This window comes from Lamprocystis purpurea DSM 4197, from assembly GCF_000379525.1.
In the GTDB taxonomy this organism is placed as follows: Bacteria; Pseudomonadota; Gammaproteobacteria; order Chromatiales; family Chromatiaceae; genus Thiodictyon; species Thiodictyon purpureum.
In genome coordinates, this window is record NZ_KB902522.1 from 16,158 (window position 1) to 32,386 (window position 16,229).

General features: G+C 65.2%; 14 protein-coding genes. 8 read left to right on the forward strand and 6 right to left on the reverse strand.

Going from position 1 to position 16,229, the window contains the following annotated elements:
- Positions 1-2 precede the first annotated feature (2 nt).
- Genes tmk through A39O_RS0122490 form a run of 4 tightly spaced genes read left to right on the forward strand, consistent with a single transcriptional unit; the run spans position 3 to position 2,916 of the window.
- The gene (tmk, locus tag A39O_RS0122475; RefSeq protein WP_020506921.1) at positions 3-629 is read left to right on the forward strand and encodes a dTMP kinase; all 627 of its coding nucleotides are present in this window, start codon (positions 3-5) and stop codon (positions 627-629) included.
- Positions 630-642: 13 nt separating this feature from the next.
- Positions 643-1,662: a DNA polymerase III subunit delta' gene (holB, locus tag A39O_RS0122480; RefSeq protein WP_157640339.1), complete on the forward strand. Its 1,020-nt coding sequence runs from the start codon at positions 643-645 to the stop codon at positions 1,660-1,662.
- Positions 1,663-1,715: 53 nt separating this feature from the next.
- A complete protein-coding gene (locus A39O_RS0122485; RefSeq protein WP_026199655.1) occupies positions 1,716-2,087 on the forward strand; it encodes a PilZ domain-containing protein in 372 nt (123 codons plus the stop codon).
- A gap of 22 nt (positions 2,088-2,109) precedes the next feature.
- Complete coding sequence (locus A39O_RS0122490; protein WP_026199656.1) at positions 2,110-2,916, forward strand: TatD family hydrolase; 807 nt, start codon at positions 2,110-2,112, stop codon at positions 2,914-2,916.
- 68 nt (positions 2,917-2,984) lie between these two features.
- On the opposite strand, the gene A39O_RS0122495 is transcribed toward A39O_RS0122490, so the two are convergent.
- The 6 genes from A39O_RS0122495 to A39O_RS0122520 form a co-directional block, all read right to left on the reverse strand.
- Positions 2,985-4,145 carry an AI-2E family transporter gene (locus tag A39O_RS0122495; RefSeq protein ID WP_020506925.1) on the reverse strand — a complete coding sequence of 387 codons (1,161 nt, stop codon included), beginning with the start codon at positions 4,143-4,145 and terminating at the stop codon, positions 2,985-2,987.
- 132 nt (positions 4,146-4,277) lie between these two features.
- Positions 4,278-4,700, reverse strand: coding sequence for a nickel-responsive transcriptional regulator NikR (nikR, locus tag A39O_RS0122500; RefSeq protein ID WP_020506926.1), 423 nt, complete (start codon positions 4,698-4,700; stop codon positions 4,278-4,280).
- Between the two features lie 175 nt (positions 4,701-4,875).
- Positions 4,876-5,049, reverse strand: a complete 174-nt coding sequence (locus A39O_RS41845) for a hypothetical protein (RefSeq protein WP_169338477.1) — start codon at positions 5,047-5,049, stop codon at positions 4,876-4,878.
- A 131-nt stretch (positions 5,050-5,180) separates the two neighbouring features.
- Entirely contained in the window at positions 5,181-6,413 is a 1,233-nt protein-coding gene (corA, locus tag A39O_RS0122510; protein ID WP_020506928.1) for a magnesium/cobalt transporter CorA, read from the reverse strand.
- Positions 6,361-7,209 carry an N-formylglutamate amidohydrolase gene (locus A39O_RS0122515; protein ID WP_020506929.1) on the reverse strand — a complete coding sequence of 283 codons (849 nt, stop codon included), beginning with the start codon at positions 7,207-7,209 and terminating at the stop codon, positions 6,361-6,363. Before A39O_RS0122515 ends, corA begins: the two co-directional genes overlap by 53 nt.
- A gap of 50 nt (positions 7,210-7,259) precedes the next feature.
- Positions 7,260-8,573 (reverse strand): hypothetical protein, encoded by a 1,314-nt coding sequence (locus A39O_RS0122520; protein ID WP_020506930.1) that lies wholly within the window; start codon positions 8,571-8,573, stop codon positions 7,260-7,262.
- Between the two features lie 236 nt (positions 8,574-8,809).
- Here A39O_RS0122520 and A39O_RS34665 point away from each other — a divergent pair, with 236 nt between their 5' ends.
- The 4 genes from A39O_RS34665 to A39O_RS0122540 are packed head-to-tail and all read left to right on the forward strand — an operon-like array spanning position 8,810 to position 16,223.
- The gene (locus tag A39O_RS34665) at positions 8,810-10,147 is read left to right on the forward strand and encodes a hypothetical protein (RefSeq protein WP_169338478.1); all 1,338 of its coding nucleotides are present in this window, start codon (positions 8,810-8,812) and stop codon (positions 10,145-10,147) included.
- On the forward strand, positions 10,140-10,850 hold the full coding sequence (locus A39O_RS0122530; RefSeq protein ID WP_020506932.1) for a chromosome partition protein MukE: 711 nt from the start codon (positions 10,140-10,142) through the stop codon (positions 10,848-10,850). Before A39O_RS34665 ends, A39O_RS0122530 begins: the two co-directional genes overlap by 8 nt.
- Positions 10,840-15,240 (forward strand): chromosome partition protein MukB, encoded by a 4,401-nt coding sequence (mukB, locus tag A39O_RS0122535; RefSeq protein WP_157640342.1) that lies wholly within the window; start codon positions 10,840-10,842, stop codon positions 15,238-15,240. The genes A39O_RS0122530 and mukB overlap by 11 nt, the downstream gene beginning before the upstream one ends.
- Positions 15,237-16,223 (forward strand): Wadjet anti-phage system protein JetD domain-containing protein, encoded by a 987-nt coding sequence (locus A39O_RS0122540; RefSeq protein ID WP_020506934.1) that lies wholly within the window; start codon positions 15,237-15,239, stop codon positions 16,221-16,223. The genes mukB and A39O_RS0122540 overlap by 4 nt, the downstream gene beginning before the upstream one ends.
- The last annotated feature ends 6 nt before the right edge of the window (positions 16,224-16,229 follow it).

A 16,229-nucleotide genomic window follows, 5' to 3' on the forward strand; every position in this document is an offset into this window, starting at 1 on the left:
GGATGATGAGGGGTCGCTTCATTACATTCGAGGGGATCGAGGGGGCCGGAAAATCCTGCCAGATCGGCCCCCTGGCCGACTGGCTGCGCGCGCGCGGCCGCGGTGTGATCACGACGCGGGAACCGGGCGGCTCTCCGGTCGCGGAGCGCATCCGAACACTGCTCCTGGATCGGGACAATGCCGGGATGGATGGGATTGCGGAACTGCTCCTGGTGTTCGCCGCGCGCGCCGAGCATCTGGCGAAAGTCATCGCACCGGCCTTGGATGCGGGTCACTGGGTGCTCTGTGACCGCTTCACCGACGCCACCTATGCCTATCAGGGCGGTGGCCGGGGCGTCGCGCCGGCACGCATCGGGGTGCTCGAAGACCTGGTACAAGGGGATTTGCGGCCGGATCTGACGCTGGTGTTCGATCTGCCTCCGGCAGTCGGCCTGGCACGGGCGCGCGGGCGGGGTGCACCGGATCGTTTCGAGTCGGAACGTCTGACCTTCTTCGAGGCCGCGCGGGCGGTGTATCTGGAGCGCGCCCTGGGCTGCCCCGAACGCTATCGGGTACTGGATGCAACCCGCCCTTTGCTCGAGGTGACGGCCGAGATCACGCGGCTCATCGCGCCCGTGCTCGATGCATGAGCGCCGGACAACCATGACCGACTCTGCAATCGGATCCGCCGACGCCGGCGACAGCGAACTGCTGCCCTGGCTGGTTCCGCTCTGGGCGCGTCTGATGCAGGCGCGGTCGGCGGATCGGCTGCCCCACGCCCTGCTGATCGCCGGTGCGCGGGGTCTGGGTAAGCGCCGGTTCGCTGACCTGTTCATGCGCGCCCTGCTCTGTACGGCCCCTGACCCCCAGGGCCTGCCGTGCGGGCGTTGTCCGGACTGCCGGCTGAATGCGGCCGGCAATCACCCGGACCTGGTGTGCGTGGTGCCGGACCCCGAGTCCAAGTCCGGTGAGATCACGATTGATGCAATTCGCGACTTGAGCGAACGCGCGGCACTGACACCGCTGCGGGGGACGCGTAAACTGGTGTTGATCGATCCGGCCGACCGGATGAACCCAGCCGCCGCCAATGCGCTGCTCAAAACCCTGGAGGAGCCGGCCGGCGATACCCTATTGTGTCTGATCGCCGCACGGCCTGGTCGGCTTCCGGCGACGATCCGCAGCCGCTGTCAATTGCTTGGGGTCGCGATCCCACCGGAAGCTCAGGCACTTGCCTGGCTGACCCCGCGGCTGGGCGACACGGCGGCCATGCGTCTGCGGCTGGCCGCGGGTGCGCCCTTGCGTGCGCTGGATGAGCTGGATCAGGCGACGCTGGACCAATGGGAAACCCTGGTCCGCAGTCTGATCGGCATCAGCCGCCGTGAGTTGGACCCGGTGACTGAGGCGGCGGCTTGGAACGGGGTGGGCACACGGCTATCATTGGAGTGTCTCGCGGTTTGCCTTTGTGACCTGTTGCGGTTGGCAGTGTCCGCGCGGCCGCCGCGTCTCGCCGATCCGGGGTTGCGCGCCAGGCTGGGTGAACTGGCCAGGCGCGTCGATCCACAGCTCGGTCATCGCCTGTTGCGGCGGGTATTCGAGGCCAGGGGGCAGTTGGAGTCCAACCTCAATCCGCTGATGCAATTGGAGTCCTTGCTGATCGATTGGGGTCGTGTCAGTCAGCATTGAGGGCTACGGCGCTGTCCGCCGACAGTCTCGTCTTAACTTAAGGAGTGTGTGCGATGAGTACCCCAGTGAATCCGGCCGGCTCACTCGGAGGCCAGCAGCGCATCCTGAGCTTCGCGATCAAGGACAAGACCGCGCTCTACGCCTCGTTCATGCCCTTCATCCGCAATGGCGGGCTCTTCATCCCCACGACCAAGCGTTACCAGCTCGGCGACGAAATCTTTCTGCTGCTGCAACTGATGGAAGAGCCCGATCGCATCCCGGTTGCCGGTAAGGTGATCTGGGTGACTCCGCCCGGTGCCGAGGGCAACCGCGCGGTCGGGGTTGGGGTGCAGTTCAGCGAGCAGGACAAGGGGGTGGCCAGACGCAAGATCGAGGAATATCTGGTCGGCGCGCTGAGTTCCGAGCGGCCGACGCATACCATGTAGGACACGGTTTAGTGGAGAAGTGATGTTTGTTGATTCTCACTGCCACCTCGATCGGGTGGATCTGAGTCCTTACCAGGGCGATTTTGGCCGATTGATGGCGGCGACTGCCGCGGCAGGCGTGACCCATGTGCTGTGTGTCTCCATCGATCTGCCGCGTTACCCTGCCATGCGCGCCATGATCGATCCTTATCCGCAGGTGGCAGTGTCGGTCGGGGTGCACCCGAACGAGGGGTCGGCGACCGATCCGGAGCCGACGCTCGAGGATTTGGTGCGTCTGGCGGCGGACCCGCGCAATGTCGCGATCGGCGAAACCGGCCTCGACTATTTCCGTAGTGAAGGGGATGTGGAGTGGCAGCGCGCACGCTTTCGCACCCACATCGCGGCGGCACGGGCCTGTACCAAACCCCTGATCATTCACACCCGTGAAGCCAGGGAGGACACCATCCGCATTCTGCGGGAGGAGGGCGCGGAGCGGGTCGGCGGGGTCCTGCATTGCTTCACTGAAGACTGGGCCATGGCCAAACAGGGCCTGGACCTGGGTTTCTATGTCTCCTTCTCCGGCATCGTGACCTTCAAGATGGCCGCGTCATTGCGTGAGGTCGCTGCCCAAGTCCCCCTGGACCGCCTGCTGATCGAGACCGATTCGCCCTATCTGGCGCCGGTCCCGTATCGCGGCAAGTCCAACGAGCCCCGCTATGTTCCGCAGGTGGCCGCCTGTATCGCCGCGCTGCGCGGGCTGCCGCTGGAGGAACTGGCACAAGCCACCAGCGAAAATTATTTCCGGTTGTTCGGGGTGGAACGAGAGGTCTATGGTCAGGCGTTGGCTTGACTTAGCATCCCCCAATGGACTTGTTCAATTTATTCGTGAACCGTTCCTGACCGCTTTATCTGCGCGCATCAGTCCCGCGCGGGCGGGGTCTCCGTCTGGGCCTGGGTGTCGGCGCGCTCGGCGCCATCCGCCGGCGCCATGCCTGGTCCGCCGAGGAACGTGAGTTGGCTCCTGGGTACCTGCTCGTCGATCCATTCCCGCCACACCGCCAACAGCACGGCGATGACGATGGGTCCCAGGAAGAGTCCCAACAGGCCGAATGCGGCGATGCCGCCCAAGACGGCAAACAGCACCAGGATGTAGGGGATGCTGGTGGCGCTGCTGATCACGAAGGGGCGCAGCAGATTGTCGATCTGGCTCACCACCAGGGCGCCCCAAATGGCTAAACCAATGCCGGCCCAGGTGTCGCCGCTCGCTGCGAGCCACACGCTCACCGTCCCCCAGACCAGGGGTGTCCCGAAAGGAATCAGCGCCAGGATGACGGTCACCATGCCGAGCAGGACCGGTGCCTTCACTCCCGCCGCCCAATACCCCAGTCCGGCCAGAGCGCCCTGAGCGAGCGCGGTCAGCACCAGGCCGTACAGGACCGCCCGAATGGTGCCGCCGATGGCGAAGAGATAGGCGTTGGCGCGGGCACCGATCAGTCCGTACAGGAGTCGTCTGACTTGCTCCAGCAGTGACTCACCGTCGCGGTAAAAGAAGAAGGCGGTGAGCAGCGCAAAGGCGAATTTGAAAGCGCTGAACCCAATGTCGCCAAGAATTTTGAGCGACTGATCCACCCATGGATTCACCCACTGAACCACCTGTTGACGCAGGGCGGCCGGGTCCTCGGCAGAGAGCGCCATGACCCGTTGCACCTCGTTGCCCAGCCAGGGTAACCGGGCGATGGCGGGGGGCACCGCATCGGGTCCGCTCAGGAGTATCTCGACCGCGCGGTTATAGGCCGTCGGCACTTCCGCCCGCAGCATGTTGACCATCGAGAGCAGCGGCAGGCCGAAGGTGAGCGTCAGGAACAGGGTCATCAGCAGGGCACTGGTGTTGACCTTGCGGCCGAGCAAGTGGCGCAGTCGACCGTAGATGGGCCAGGTCACATAGACCAGGATGACCGCCCAGGCCACGGAAATCAGGAACAGGTTCAGGACCTGATAGCTCAGATACAGCAGTCCGACAACGAACAGCCCGAGCGCGATGCGGGCGCCGAAAACATTGGTAAAGTTGGTGTTGGACATAAATCGCGGTGGCTTGCGCCGGACAAGAGCAACGAAGCAGTGATCGCACGTCAGGGGGCGCACGGGTCGCCCATATTACCCTTAATTCAGGTAGGGCTGTGATGCCGATGAAGTCAGGGCCGCGCGTCGGTGTCAGTGCCCCAGACGGGAGGCACGGGTCAGGTCTGAGAAGCGCACCCCTTTGAGACCGCCGATCTCCAGGCTGATCCGCTCGATTTCCGCGGGCTGCCCACGGATGATGATGGTTTCAAGGCAATTGTGGTGGTCCAGGTGCACATGCGTGGTCGCGACCACATGAACGAATTGCCGGTGCTGAATGTCCAGGATGTGCTGGGTCAACTCGCGCTGGTGATGATCGTAGACGATGGTCAGGACGCCGGCCACCTCCGCGTCACCGCGCTCCCAGGTTTCCTCCACCAGACGTTCGCGGATCAGGTCGCGTACCAGTTCGGAGCGGGAGGCGTAGCCCTTGCTGACGACCCGGCGATCCAGCTCATCAAGGAGTGGCCGCGGCAGTGAGACGCTGAAACGGATGGTATCGTCGGGAGTGGACATCGTGGCTCGCCTGCAATTCGGCGCTCACGTTGAGCGCTGAGGCGCTAAGCATAGCCTTCCGGACTCCAATTTTCCGGTCATCGCTCAAGAACGCGGGGGAAACTGACGATCCAAAAAACAAGGCCCCGGTGCCGTGGGCATCGGGGCCTGGCGGGCCTGCATGGCCGGCTGGCGGTCAGAGTCCGAACTCGCCGGATTGGTGAGTCGCATCCGTCTGAATGGCCTGGACCTCGACCACCGGGGTCTTAGTCTCTTCCGCGACAAGACGGTCGCCTTCACTCAGCACCATCGTGGTCTGAACGCCGCCGATCAGCAAGGCAACAGAGGCAAGTATACCGAGAATACCCATGGAACAGCTCCTAACAGGACAGGTGGGTTGACGCTCTAAGTAGTCATCATTATATAATCATTCTCTAATTTAGCAAGTGCTAATTTTTGATCCTGTCCCCGCGGCATGGGGCTGCCGGCCCGACACGGTGTTCAGAGCCAGCCGCCGCGCCTGAAGCGCCACAACATCACCCCGGCGATGGTGATGGCGACGACCCAGAACACGGCGTAGCTGTAAGGCCATTCGTTCTCGGGGATATACATGTTCATCCCGTAGATTCCGACCAGGAAGGTCAGCGGCATGAAGATGGTGCCGATGATCGTCAGGACCTTCATGATCTGGTTGGTTCGGTACGAGGTCATGGACACGTAGGTATCGGCGAGCTCGGAGGCGATCTCGCGGTAGGTCTCGAGCAGGTCGATGACCTGCACACAGTGGTCGTAGACATCGCGGAAGTAGGTCTGGGCGGCGTCCGACAGGCACTCGTGCCGCTCCCGCTGGAGCGCGGCGATCAACTCGCGCATGGGCCAGGCGACCCGCCGGATCAGGACCAGTCCGCGCTTGATCTGGTGGATCGCTTGCAGGGTGTGGGGCCCCGGGTGGTCGAGGACGTTTTCCTCCAGTTCCTCCAATTGCCCTGAGGCGTCTTCCAGGACCGGGTAGAAGCAGTCGACAATGGTGTCCAGCAAGGCATAGAGCAGGAAGCTCGCGTCGTTCTGGCGCAACCGTGAGCGCGGGCTTTCGATGCGATGACGCACCTGATCGATCGCCTGACAGGGGCTGACCTGAAAACTCAGCAGGGTATGGCGCCCGAGGAAGAAGCTCGCCTGTTCGGCGTGGAGCACGCCGTCCTGGATCAGGACGCGCCGTGCTGCCACGAACAGCCGTCCGGGCAGGTCCCCGCTGCCCGGATAGTCCTCCGTCTTGGGGCGCTGCTGCCCGTCGAGCGCGTCTTCGATCGCCAACGGGTGCAATTGATACTTTTCCGCCAGGGCGCGGATGGTGTTCTGATCCTCGATTCCCTCGACATGGATCCACCGCACCTCAGACCACTCCGGGCGATGGAGCGCCAGGAAGGCGGCCATGTCCTCGACCTCCTGGATTTCCCATTGATCCTGGGAGTAGTCGGTGCAGATCACCCGGCCGCGCCTGCTGGCCGGGGTCTGGATCAGTTCGTGATACTCGATCCCCGCGGGGGTTCCGGGTGGTGGTTGATTCAGCCGCGGGACGCGCGACTTCGGCCGCCAGGGCGCGTGGCGGTGTTTGGTCCGTTTCTGCGCGGCGGGACGCCGCGGCTGCGGGTCGGTCGCGGTTCGCGGCGACTGCGCGGTGTCAGCGCGCGTCGGCGGTGTCGTCGGCACGGTCGCGTTGCGGGGGTCTGGCATGGTTCGGCTCGGTCGGTCGGTCGCCCGCGTTGCCCCAGTCGGCGAGGGCCAGCATGATGCGATTGACGATGGTGCGGGTGGGTTCGATATTGTCGGGGTTGTGCAGCAGCAGGTCGCGGTTGATCTCGATCGTGAAAGGGTGTTTGCCGCGCAGATCCTGGGGGTCGAAGCGGCTCAGCGAGTTGATCCCGGTGTAGGGGTGATTGAAACGCAGCACGTCACAGAAGTTGAAGTCGACGTCCAGGTCGCCGATGCTGGTCTCCACGATCTCGGCCAGCGTCAGCAGGAGTTCGCGCGCGGCGAAACAGTCATTGGGCGGATGCCCCTTCTCGTCGCCGGCATTGCCGAACATGAACAGCGGCCGCAGTTCCCCGCGATCCGCCGAGCTGCCGGTGCCGATCCCCGGCATGGTGTGGCAAAAGACGACTTTTTCGATCACCGGGCTCAGCAGCAGTTCGGCCAGCCGCTGCCGATGCGGGCGGATGTAGCGGTCGATCACCTGCTGGCGGACTTGCTTGGGCAGGCCGCGATCCGACTGATAAATCTTGATGCCCTGACTGGTGAGGGTCTTCACCGCCCCGTCGGCGTCCAGATCGTCGCAGGTCCGGTTGGGATCGGCATGCGCCCGCCAGATCAGAAAGCGCAGAATGTGCGGGGCGGCGGGCAGGTCCAGATAGATCTCGTCGGAGAACTCGTCGGAGTCTTCGCGGCGGTCCCCGGGGGTGAACTTGGGGTGCAGGTAGGACTTGACCTCATCCGGTGTCAGGTGGCCGCCGTGCGGTAACTCCAGGAGCACGGGGATCCTGCCTGGGGTGTACTCGAATGGATGGACAGCGAAGGGCTGACTCACAACGCGATACCTGCAACCAAGTGCTTCGATTCGAAGGATGCCAGGAGGCCGGCATGGGTTTGCGGGTCCCCGTCACTGGCGACCGCGGCGTAGAGGCGCGTGATGCCGTCCGCGCGTGGATCATAACAGGCCCCGACCGGGATCAGCTCGCGGCGATGGATCTCCTGCCGGAAGTGATCGAGCAGTTCGGTGGGGGTGCCGGGAAAGCAGAAATAGCCGGTCGTGAGTTGCGGCCGGCGATGGCGGGTCGCCAGATAGTCGCCGAGCAGGAAGAAGGGCGTGGAACCGTTGAGACGGAAATTGGGGTCGATGAACCAGACCGCGCCGGCTCCATCCTCGAGCAGGTCCAGGCCGCAGACGCCATACCAGCCCAGTGCCGCGGCGGCCCGCGCCACCTGATCGCAGATCCGCGCGACCGGCGCTGGGGGCAGCCAGGCCAGATCGATGAGGTTCCCCGCGTAGCGCCCGGCCGCCACCCGCTGTACCGAGCCGCCGATATAGCGAATGTGCCCGCGCCGGGTCACCTGTAACTGGACGTTGTAGTTGTGGCGGATGGACTCGATCAAGGGCTCGACTTTCACCGGACGGCCGCGCAAGCGGTGTTGTGCCTCGCGGACCTGGGTCTCGCGCCGACACAGCACCACTCCGTCGCCGCCGCCGCTGGGTTCGGTCAGCTTGAGTACGAACGGCAGTTCCCAGCGCTCACGCCACTGGCCGTCGGCGAAGGCCTGGGCGTCCAGGGTCTCGTGGCGCAGCACGTGCGGGGTCAGTTCCGCGATGCGGCCTTTGTCGTTGAGCCGCACCACGAGGTGGGGATCGGCGAGATAATAGCGCTCGGCCGGGAGATGGGCGCTGTCGAACGGGTGGGGGGAGACGATGCGGTGGCGGGGGAATTCGGCCGCGCGCTGCCGGTAGCCGGTCGCTCCGGCATAGCGGATGACGGGGCCGAACTGACCCAGGAAATGCTCCCTGAAATAGCCGTTCCAATAGTCGGAAAGGTCCGTGGTCAGGTCCACCCCGGCAGCGTCGGCCAGGGTCAGAAACTCCCCGCCCAGCAGCATGAAGCGCGCGGCCTGGCAACTGGCATAGCGCGGTCCGCGCAGAAAGAAGTAGTCGAAATCGCCGCGGCGCGGCTCATCCGGGGTGTAGAGCGGATAGCGCGGCAGATGCAGGGCCGGGCCGGGGAGGGCATAGAGGTCTGAAAAGGTCCGCCCGGTGAATCGGGGCCACGGGAGCCCCGGGCCCAGGGGTAACCGGGTCGCGTGTCGGCGGCGGTCTGCTTGGCCTTGAGGTCGGCGCGGGGTGTCCACAATGGGCCCTCCGTCCGCTTAGGGTTACGTCAGGATGGGCGGATCTTTCAGCGGTTGGCGGGTCGATGCAACCTTTTTTTCCCGCGTAAGAGCGTTTCGTGTAGCAACTTGCGAGTGGGTGGACAGGACGAAGTACCGGTGTCCACTGTGCTGACGCGGCGCGGTATGGTCCGAGCACCCGCGCGCGAGTGGCGTATACTCGCGAACATTCGCTAACGGCGGGCAGGGGGCAGTTGGTGGCGCAAGACGACGGTCCAAGAGACGTCGCTGATCGGATCGCCCGCACCTGGGCCGCCGATAGGTCGCTCCAGCTCGACCGGGAGCGGCTCGCTTATTTGAGCGGCATCCATGCCTTCCTGGAACTGAATCCGGACCCCGTTCTCACCGAGGAGCAGTTGCGCGATATCTTCGGACTGCTCAACGACATCGTGCAAGGCGAGACCGGGGCGGTCGCGCAGCGCGCCACTTATGCGATCGACGCACTGTGCGCACAGTACCTGCTCGTCCGGTCCGATTTCGGTGGTGTTTCGACGGCGGGCGAGTTTACTTTGAGCCCCTTGGGCAAGACCCTGGCTGAATGGTTTGGAGCGCAAGAGGGCCTTGATCGCGAGGGGCTGGAAGTGATGCTCACGCGTATCCGTGGGGACCTCGCCGGGGTCCGTCAGGCCGCGCTTCTGGGCGGGGACGAGACCCATTGGCGCGCCCGGGTGGTGAGCCCACTGAAGCTCACGGTCGCCGGACTCGTTGAGATGATCGACCGTCGCCAGCGGGGGATGGATGTCCAGCAGCAAGAGATCCGCGAGCAGATCGGCCAGTTGTTGGAGGCCCAGTGGTTCGAGGCCATTGCGCGTTGCGAGACGCTGTTGCAGAACACCGGTGTGACCCTGCAGGAGCTGAACCATACCCTGATGTCCGAGACTGAGGGGGTCGCGAATTTGCTCAACGAGATTTTCGAGGCTGCCGACGATGCCGATCAGGACGCTGCGCTGGATGCCGTCAGCTATGTCCGTACCCAGATCGAGCGGGTCGCCGCCTGGGGTGACAGCCGATTTCAGTCGTGGTCAGCCTACTATCAGAACGTGCATGAGTTTATTCGCACGATCGTCCGGGTCGACCGCGATCGGGCCCTGCGGGCGCGCTTGCGTGATGGGCTCAAAAGCTACACCGAGTTACCCTGGCATCTGCGTTGCGCCGCCCAGACCCCCTATCGCCACCTGCGGGAGCCGGAGTCCGGTCTGGACACCAAGGCCGTGGTTCGTCGGCGGACTGAGCGCGACGATAGGCTCGTTGACGCGTTAGCCGAAACCGATCCGCTGGAGCGGGTCTTTGCTGCCCTGCATGCACAGATGAACCAGACTGGCCGCCTCGACCTGTGGGATCTGTTGCACGAACGGCTTCCCAGCCATTCGGACGAGGAGCTGTTTCTGATGGCGGGTGCGTTGGTTAGATGGATGTTGGCGCAGGGGGAGCCGCTGCCGCCCCAGGGTTGGCAATGGATACCGCTCGGCCGCCGTCTGGAGGTGCAGAATCTGGTCGTCGAGCGGACCGCCAGGGAAGCACAGCGCGATGGATGACGATCGTTATCACAGTCTTGAGTCCGTAATCTCAGACCCGCTGTTTCCCTGCATTGACCATCGCCTGCGCTGCGGCTTTCATGTGGACAGCGACGACATCGCCGATTACGAGTTCTTGCTCTACGCGGCGGACTGGTTGCAAGGCTTTTACGCCGGCTATCAGTGCCGTTTGATTCAAGCCCCTGAAGGTTATTGGTATCTGCGCTCGGAGGGCGAATTGCTCGGACACCGCCGGCTGAGCTTGGCTGAGATGCTGGTTGGTCAAGTGCTGGCCTTGATGCACATGGACCCGGTCTGGCTGAGCCAGACTGGGTGGATTCCGCGTACCAAGGTCCTGGAAACCCTGGAACATCTGCTCGGGCGTGAGCGCCTGGCGGCGCAACTGGCCCCGCGCAGCCGCGCCCGTGAACACCACGCGGACGACCGCCGTATCCGCGAAGCGGTGGACAAGGCCCTCAACGGGCTGGAGGCACTGGGTTTCGTGCGCCAGCGGCGCGATACGGCCGAATTGTTGCCCCGGCGGCCACTGATGCGCTTCGTCGCCGCGGTCCGCGGTTCCGCCGATCCGAGGGAGGCGTTGGAGCGATTGGTATTGGAAGGAGAGGTGGAATTCGGCGATCCCGCGCGGGATGCCTCCGAGGCCCCGGATGACCCCGCCGTCGCCGTGCTCCCCGACGACGGCGAGGACCCGGATGAGCGTTAGGGCACGGATCAGCCGGCTGCTGTTGCTCAACTGGAAAGGGTTGTTTTTTCAGCCCTTCGAGCTGCACGAAGCGGTTACCGCACTGGAAGGCGAGAACGGGGCCGGCAAGACCACGGTCATGATTGCCGCCTTTGTCGCGCTGTTACCGGATCCGCAACGGCTGAGTTTCCGCAATATCGGCGAGGGTGAGGGTAGCGGTGACGGTGATCGGGGCATCTACGGCCGTCTGGGTGACAAGGGGCCAAGCTACAGTCTGCTCGATCTGCGCACCGGCGACGGTGCCCGCGTCGTAGCCGGGGTCTGCCTGCTGCGTGGCGCCTCGCCGCATATCGAATTCAAGCGCTTCGTGGTTGAGGGTCTGTCGGTGGACCAGGACTTGGAGGCCTTGGTGCTGCTGCGAGACGGGGACAACGAGCGTATTCCTGATCTAGTTGAACTGCGCGAGGCGTTCGCCCAAACCGGCGCGAGCATGCGCCTCTACGAGACCGCCGGACGTTACTGCGGACATCTGCACGAATTAGGCATCCTGCCCATGCGTATGGAGCAGTCGCAAGACCGCCAGCGTTTCCACCAGATGCTGCATACCAGCATGTACGGCGGCTTCTCCGGGGCACTGCAAAAGGGCTTGCGCGACTATCTGCTCAACGAAGACGAACGTCTGCGCAACCATGTCGTGCGCATGCGCGAAAACCTGGACGCCTGTCGCATCACCCGTCGGCGTATTGCCGAGGCCGACGCACGCTATCGGCTGATCGCCGAGGTCTTTCGGTTCGGGTGGGGTATGGTGGAGGCCGCTTTCCACGGTACCCGGCTGTTCGCCGAAACCCGTCGGGTGAGCGCCGCTGAGGCCCGTGCAGGCCATCGGCACTGTCGCCTGCTGCTCAGGGAGGCAGCGTTGGAGCATGAGCGGCTGATCCGTCGTCAGGCGGAGATTCAGCGCACCTTGGTGCCCCTGCAGGCGGCGGACCGAGAGACCGCCGAGCTGTTGGAGCGCTGCCAACGGGCGCGCCGTCTACGCACCGAGTTGGACAACCTGAAGCCCCGTCGCGTGGCGCAGGAGCAAGCCCTGGCGTTGACCGAGCACGCCTGTGAGGCCGCCCAATCTGCGGTGGCAAACGCCCGTGAGCGCCATCGGCACGAACAACAGGAGCGCGACGTGCTGACGGGCAACCTGGCCAACGCCCAGGACGCGTTCGCGGCCATCGCCTCCAAAGTGGGGCAGTACCACGCCGCCTTGACCAGTCTGAACGACGCCCGCGCCGCGCTGCCCGACCGGGAGTTGGATCCCGACCGGCTGGACGGCGTGCTCGTTGAGTGCGAGGACCAGTGGCAGACCGCCCTGACGGCGGTGTCGAGCACGCAGCAATCGTTGGACGGTGCTGAAACCCGCCGCCAGCGGTTTGATACGTTACTCGCCGTCCTGGTCCGTCAGGCGGGGCATGCAGTGGCTGAGCACGAAGCCGCGGCCACCGCGTGTCAAGTGGATGCGGAACTGCGGGACCTGGAGGAGCGCGTGGCCCGTGCCCAGGATCTGCCGGAGCGCATCCAACAGGCCGAGGTGCGGGCACGCACCCAAGCCGACCTGCGTCGGCAACTTCAGCATCTGGTGCCCAGGTGTGGCCCACTGGATCGCGCCAATCAGGTGCGCGAGGCGCATGCGCTGCAGGCCCGGCGCAGCCGTGCATTGGGCGTCGAGTTGGGCGATCTGAGCGCGCGTTGCGCGGAGCATCGCCGCGTGCGCGACCTGGCTGGCCAGCGCACCGAGACCCTGGAGCGGGACCTGGAGACTTGGCGCGGGGTCCAGACCCTGGCCGATGAACTGCGGGCTCTAGACGAGTGGCTGATCGATGGGTCAGAGACTTTGGAACTCCTTCGGGTCGAGTTGGTGCGGCAGGACGACGCGCTCGGCAGTCGGCTGAGAGAACTGGACGAGCAGCGTAAGCAGTTCGTTGAAGAAGCGGAACAACTGGAGTTTGGCGGCGGACGGCTCGACGAGTCGTTGGCCAGTCTAGCCGACCGGCTCGACGGCCAATTGGTGGCTGAGCGCTTCGATGCCGTACCGGCCGCGGAGGCGGCCATGATCGAGGCGCGCCTCGGTCCCCTGCATTCGGCCGTGCTGGTCTACGACATCGCCGCAGCCGCAGCGACCGCGGTCGGGGTGGAGCGGCGCCCAGAGCATCTGTGGCTGGTCCCAGCCGGGGAGCTGGCCGGCCCCCCGCCGGGGCAGACCCTGGGTGACAGTGAATTGGTGCAGATGGGAACTGTCTGGCGTCTGAGTCGGCAGCCGCACCATCCGGTGGTGGGCCGGGTGGCGCGCGATCAGGAGATCGCCCGCTTACGTACGGCAGTCCAGGTGTGCGAGGCGGAGCGCGACGGGCTGCGTGGCAAGCGCGTGCGCTTACGCGGTCATCTCCAGCTAGTCGGGCGGCTAGCCGCCGAGGTGCGCTGGCTCATGCTGCCGTCCCCGGAGATGGAACTGCGCAATCAGCGCCGGATTGCAGGCGAGCGCGGCCAACAATTGCAGCGCGACGAGGCCGCCCTGGCGGCACTGAAGCTCGAACGGACCCTGGCCGAGGAGATCGGCGTGGCTTTGGAGCGCTGCCTCCCCGATGCCGGTCTGCTCGACGAGGAAGACTGGTCGACCATTCTCCTGGTGCTACGCCGGGAGCGCGAGGCGGTCCAGGCGGCGCGGGCGCTGCTGGAGCGGTCGCAAGCCGACATCAAGACCCTGCGCGAGGGCTTTCTGGAGTTGCAGCAAGCCCCGCCCGATTGCGCCTACCTGGAGAATCTGCATCGGCGACAGACCGCCGCTCGGCAGATACTCGACTATTGGTCCAAGGCGAGACACCTGCTCAAGGACCTTGCCGAGCGCCGACTCCATTTCGCCTATGCCGACCAGGAGCCGCTGCTCAGGGAGCAGGATGGTGCACTAGGGGAATTGCGCGAGATGCTCGATGCGCTCCGGCAGCGGGTCGCCGTTCTCGAAAAAACGAAGGACCAGGCGGAACAGTCTCTGGAGCGGGCGCGCGCGGCGCACAACAGCGCAGACGCCGCGCTCAAGGCCACGGCTGCAAGCTGGGACGAACGAGCGAACCAACTCGCTGAGACCGGCGAGGATGGTTCGGCCGAGGGTCTGGCGGCGGCCGAGCGGCTGCGCGCCGACGCGGCGGCCGAGCTGGCGCAGGCGGATCGCGAGGACCGTCAGCTCCATGCGGATGTAGCAGTCGCTGCAAACTGTGTCGATCAGGCCGACAAGGAGCAGGCAAGGACTCGTGACGCCTGGCGCAAGACTCTGATAGAACTGCGCCCCAATTGGCGTAACTGGATCGGTTTGCGGCGCGAGGCCGCCCGGCTCGGCGTGTTGGACCGCCTCGTACGCGTAGCCGAGAGCTATCAGGCTTTGGGTCCGCCCAATGTCATGGGGCTGGCCAGCGAGCGCCGCGGCCAGTTGGGAGAAGCCGTGAAGAACGCCGACGGCGGGATGGATCTGGCACAGCAGCTCGCGCGGGGTCCGGGTGCCGCATCCGCCGAAGGTACGGCTGGACTTCGCGATCTGCGTGCTTGGGGTCTCGTGCGCGGGTTTCTGGAGCAAAGCATACCGCGCGACATCGCTCAATCGGACGACCCCCAGGTCGCGCTGGAGCAGATTGGCCAGCACCTCACGCTGTTGCGCGAGCGACTGCTGGACCAGGAGCAGTCGCTACGGCACAGCACCGAAGAAATCGCCAACAGCATCCAGGTCAAGATCCGTCGGGAGGAGGCGCGGATCCACGGCCTCAATCGGGGGCTTGCGCGCGTGCGCTTCGGGTCCATCAGGGGGGTGCGCATCCATCTGGAGCGACAGCCCATGATGCTGAAGCTGCTCGACGCCATGCGCACTCAACCCGACCTGTTCGAGCAAGACGCCCCGCTGGAGGATGCACTCGCTGCCGTCTACCAACACCTAGGCGGCGGTCAGATTCAGGGCGAGCATCTGCTCGACTATCGCCAATACATCCGCATTGGCGTACAGGTGCAGCGCCTCGGCCGCGACGCCTGGATGGAGGCCCGCGCCGGAGCACTCTCCACCGGAGAGTCGATCGGTGTGGGTGCCGCCGTATTGGTGGTCATCCTTGATGCCTGGGAGCAGCAGGCGGCGCTGCTCAAGGGGCGCAAGGGCGGGCAGGCATTGCGCTTCCTGTTTCTCGACGAGGCCAACCGGCTGAGCCCCGAATCGCTCGACACGCTGACCGAGCTATGCGAACAGATGCAGGTTCAACTGCTCGCCGCCGCGCCCGCAGCCGATCGTGGCCGCCGCGGACATATTTACCGCCTGGTTCGGCGCACCGACAGTACAGGTGCGGAGGAAGTCATCGTGCGCGGCCGGCGGATGCGTGACCTCGATCCATGAGCGCGCTCAGCTGGCAGGACCCGGATCTGCAATGGACCTTGGTCACACTGCTCGAGTTCGGCGAGATCCGGCGCAATGCCGCCAATGCAACCCTGGTGGACTGGTTGCGCGAGGCCGGATGGGTTGGTCAAGGTTCGCGTCGGGATCTGTTTCTGCTTCGTCCGGCCAAGCGGGCGGCCGTGGCGGTCCGACTGGCCGAAGGCTGGCCCGACTGGCAACGCGATCTGGCCGCTTTGGCAGCCGCGGGCCTTCCCTGCGACGCGGCCGGGCTGCGTCAGTTGCGCCGGTGCGGAGTACCCCTGGCCGCGCTTCCGCCGCGATTGCATCGCAAGACCTGGATGGCCCGCTTCGGGGCTCATTCCAAGGCGGGTACACCGGATGCGCTGCCGCCGCCGACTCTGGTGCTCACCGATGACGACCTGCTGCGGCTGCGCCCGAATCGGGGGCTGGCGCTGCGCTTCGCCGACGGGGAAGTACGTGACTGCGACGATTGGGTACGCCCGCTTGGTGAGTTGGTTATCCCCCAGCGCGCCCTGTGCGATGGTCTCTCCCTGTGCGGTACCCTTCCCCGATGGGTGATGACGGTCGAGAATCTGGGTGCCTACCTGGATCTGCCGGCGCCGTCCCAGGCCCTGGTGGTCCATCAACCGGGTTGGAACTGTCGGCTCGCCCGGCACCTGATCGGCCTGCTGCCGGCGGAGGTCTCCTGGTGGCATTTCGGCGATCTTGATCCCGAAGGGCTCGCGATCTTCGCGGCGCTCGGCGGCGAACTGCGCCGTCCGCGCTTATTTCTGCCGGATTGGTGGAGCGACTATCTGGACACGCACGCGTTGCCGCTCGGACCGGGACAGGGTTGGCCCGGAACTGAGTCCGACCGGGGTGCCGGACTACTTGCACTGCTGCGGCGCCGCGGCCGGTGGCTCGAACAGGAGGCGATCCTGCTTGATCCGCGGCTGCCGGACAGCTTGGCGGGCATCACCTAGCCGGTG

Coding starts and splice junctions, on each gene's coding strand:
- A39O_RS0122530 (WP_020506932.1), top strand. CDS start 10,140: ATGGATGACGATCGTTATCACAGTCTTGAGTCCGTAATCTCAGACCCG.
- A39O_RS0122485 (WP_026199655.1), top strand. CDS start 1,716: ATGAGTACCCCAGTGAATCCGGCCGGCTCACTCGGAGGCCAGCAGCGC.
- corA (WP_020506928.1), bottom strand. CDS start 6,413: ATGCCAGACCCCCGCAACGCGACCGTGCCGACGACACCGCCGACGCGC.
- A39O_RS41845 (WP_169338477.1), bottom strand. CDS start 5,049: ATGGGTATTCTCGGTATACTTGCCTCTGTTGCCTTGCTGATCGGCGGC.
- holB (WP_157640339.1), top strand. CDS start 643: ATGACCGACTCTGCAATCGGATCCGCCGACGCCGGCGACAGCGAACTG.
- A39O_RS0122490 (WP_026199656.1), top strand. CDS start 2,110: ATGTTTGTTGATTCTCACTGCCACCTCGATCGGGTGGATCTGAGTCCT.
- nikR (WP_020506926.1), bottom strand. CDS start 4,700: ATGTCCACTCCCGACGATACCATCCGTTTCAGCGTCTCACTGCCGCGG.
- tmk (WP_020506921.1), top strand. CDS start 3: ATGATGAGGGGTCGCTTCATTACATTCGAGGGGATCGAGGGGGCCGGA.
- A39O_RS0122540 (WP_020506934.1), top strand. CDS start 15,237: ATGAGCGCGCTCAGCTGGCAGGACCCGGATCTGCAATGGACCTTGGTC.
- A39O_RS0122495 (WP_020506925.1), bottom strand. CDS start 4,145: ATGTCCAACACCAACTTTACCAATGTTTTCGGCGCCCGCATCGCGCTC.
- mukB (WP_157640342.1), top strand. CDS start 10,840: ATGAGCGTTAGGGCACGGATCAGCCGGCTGCTGTTGCTCAACTGGAAA.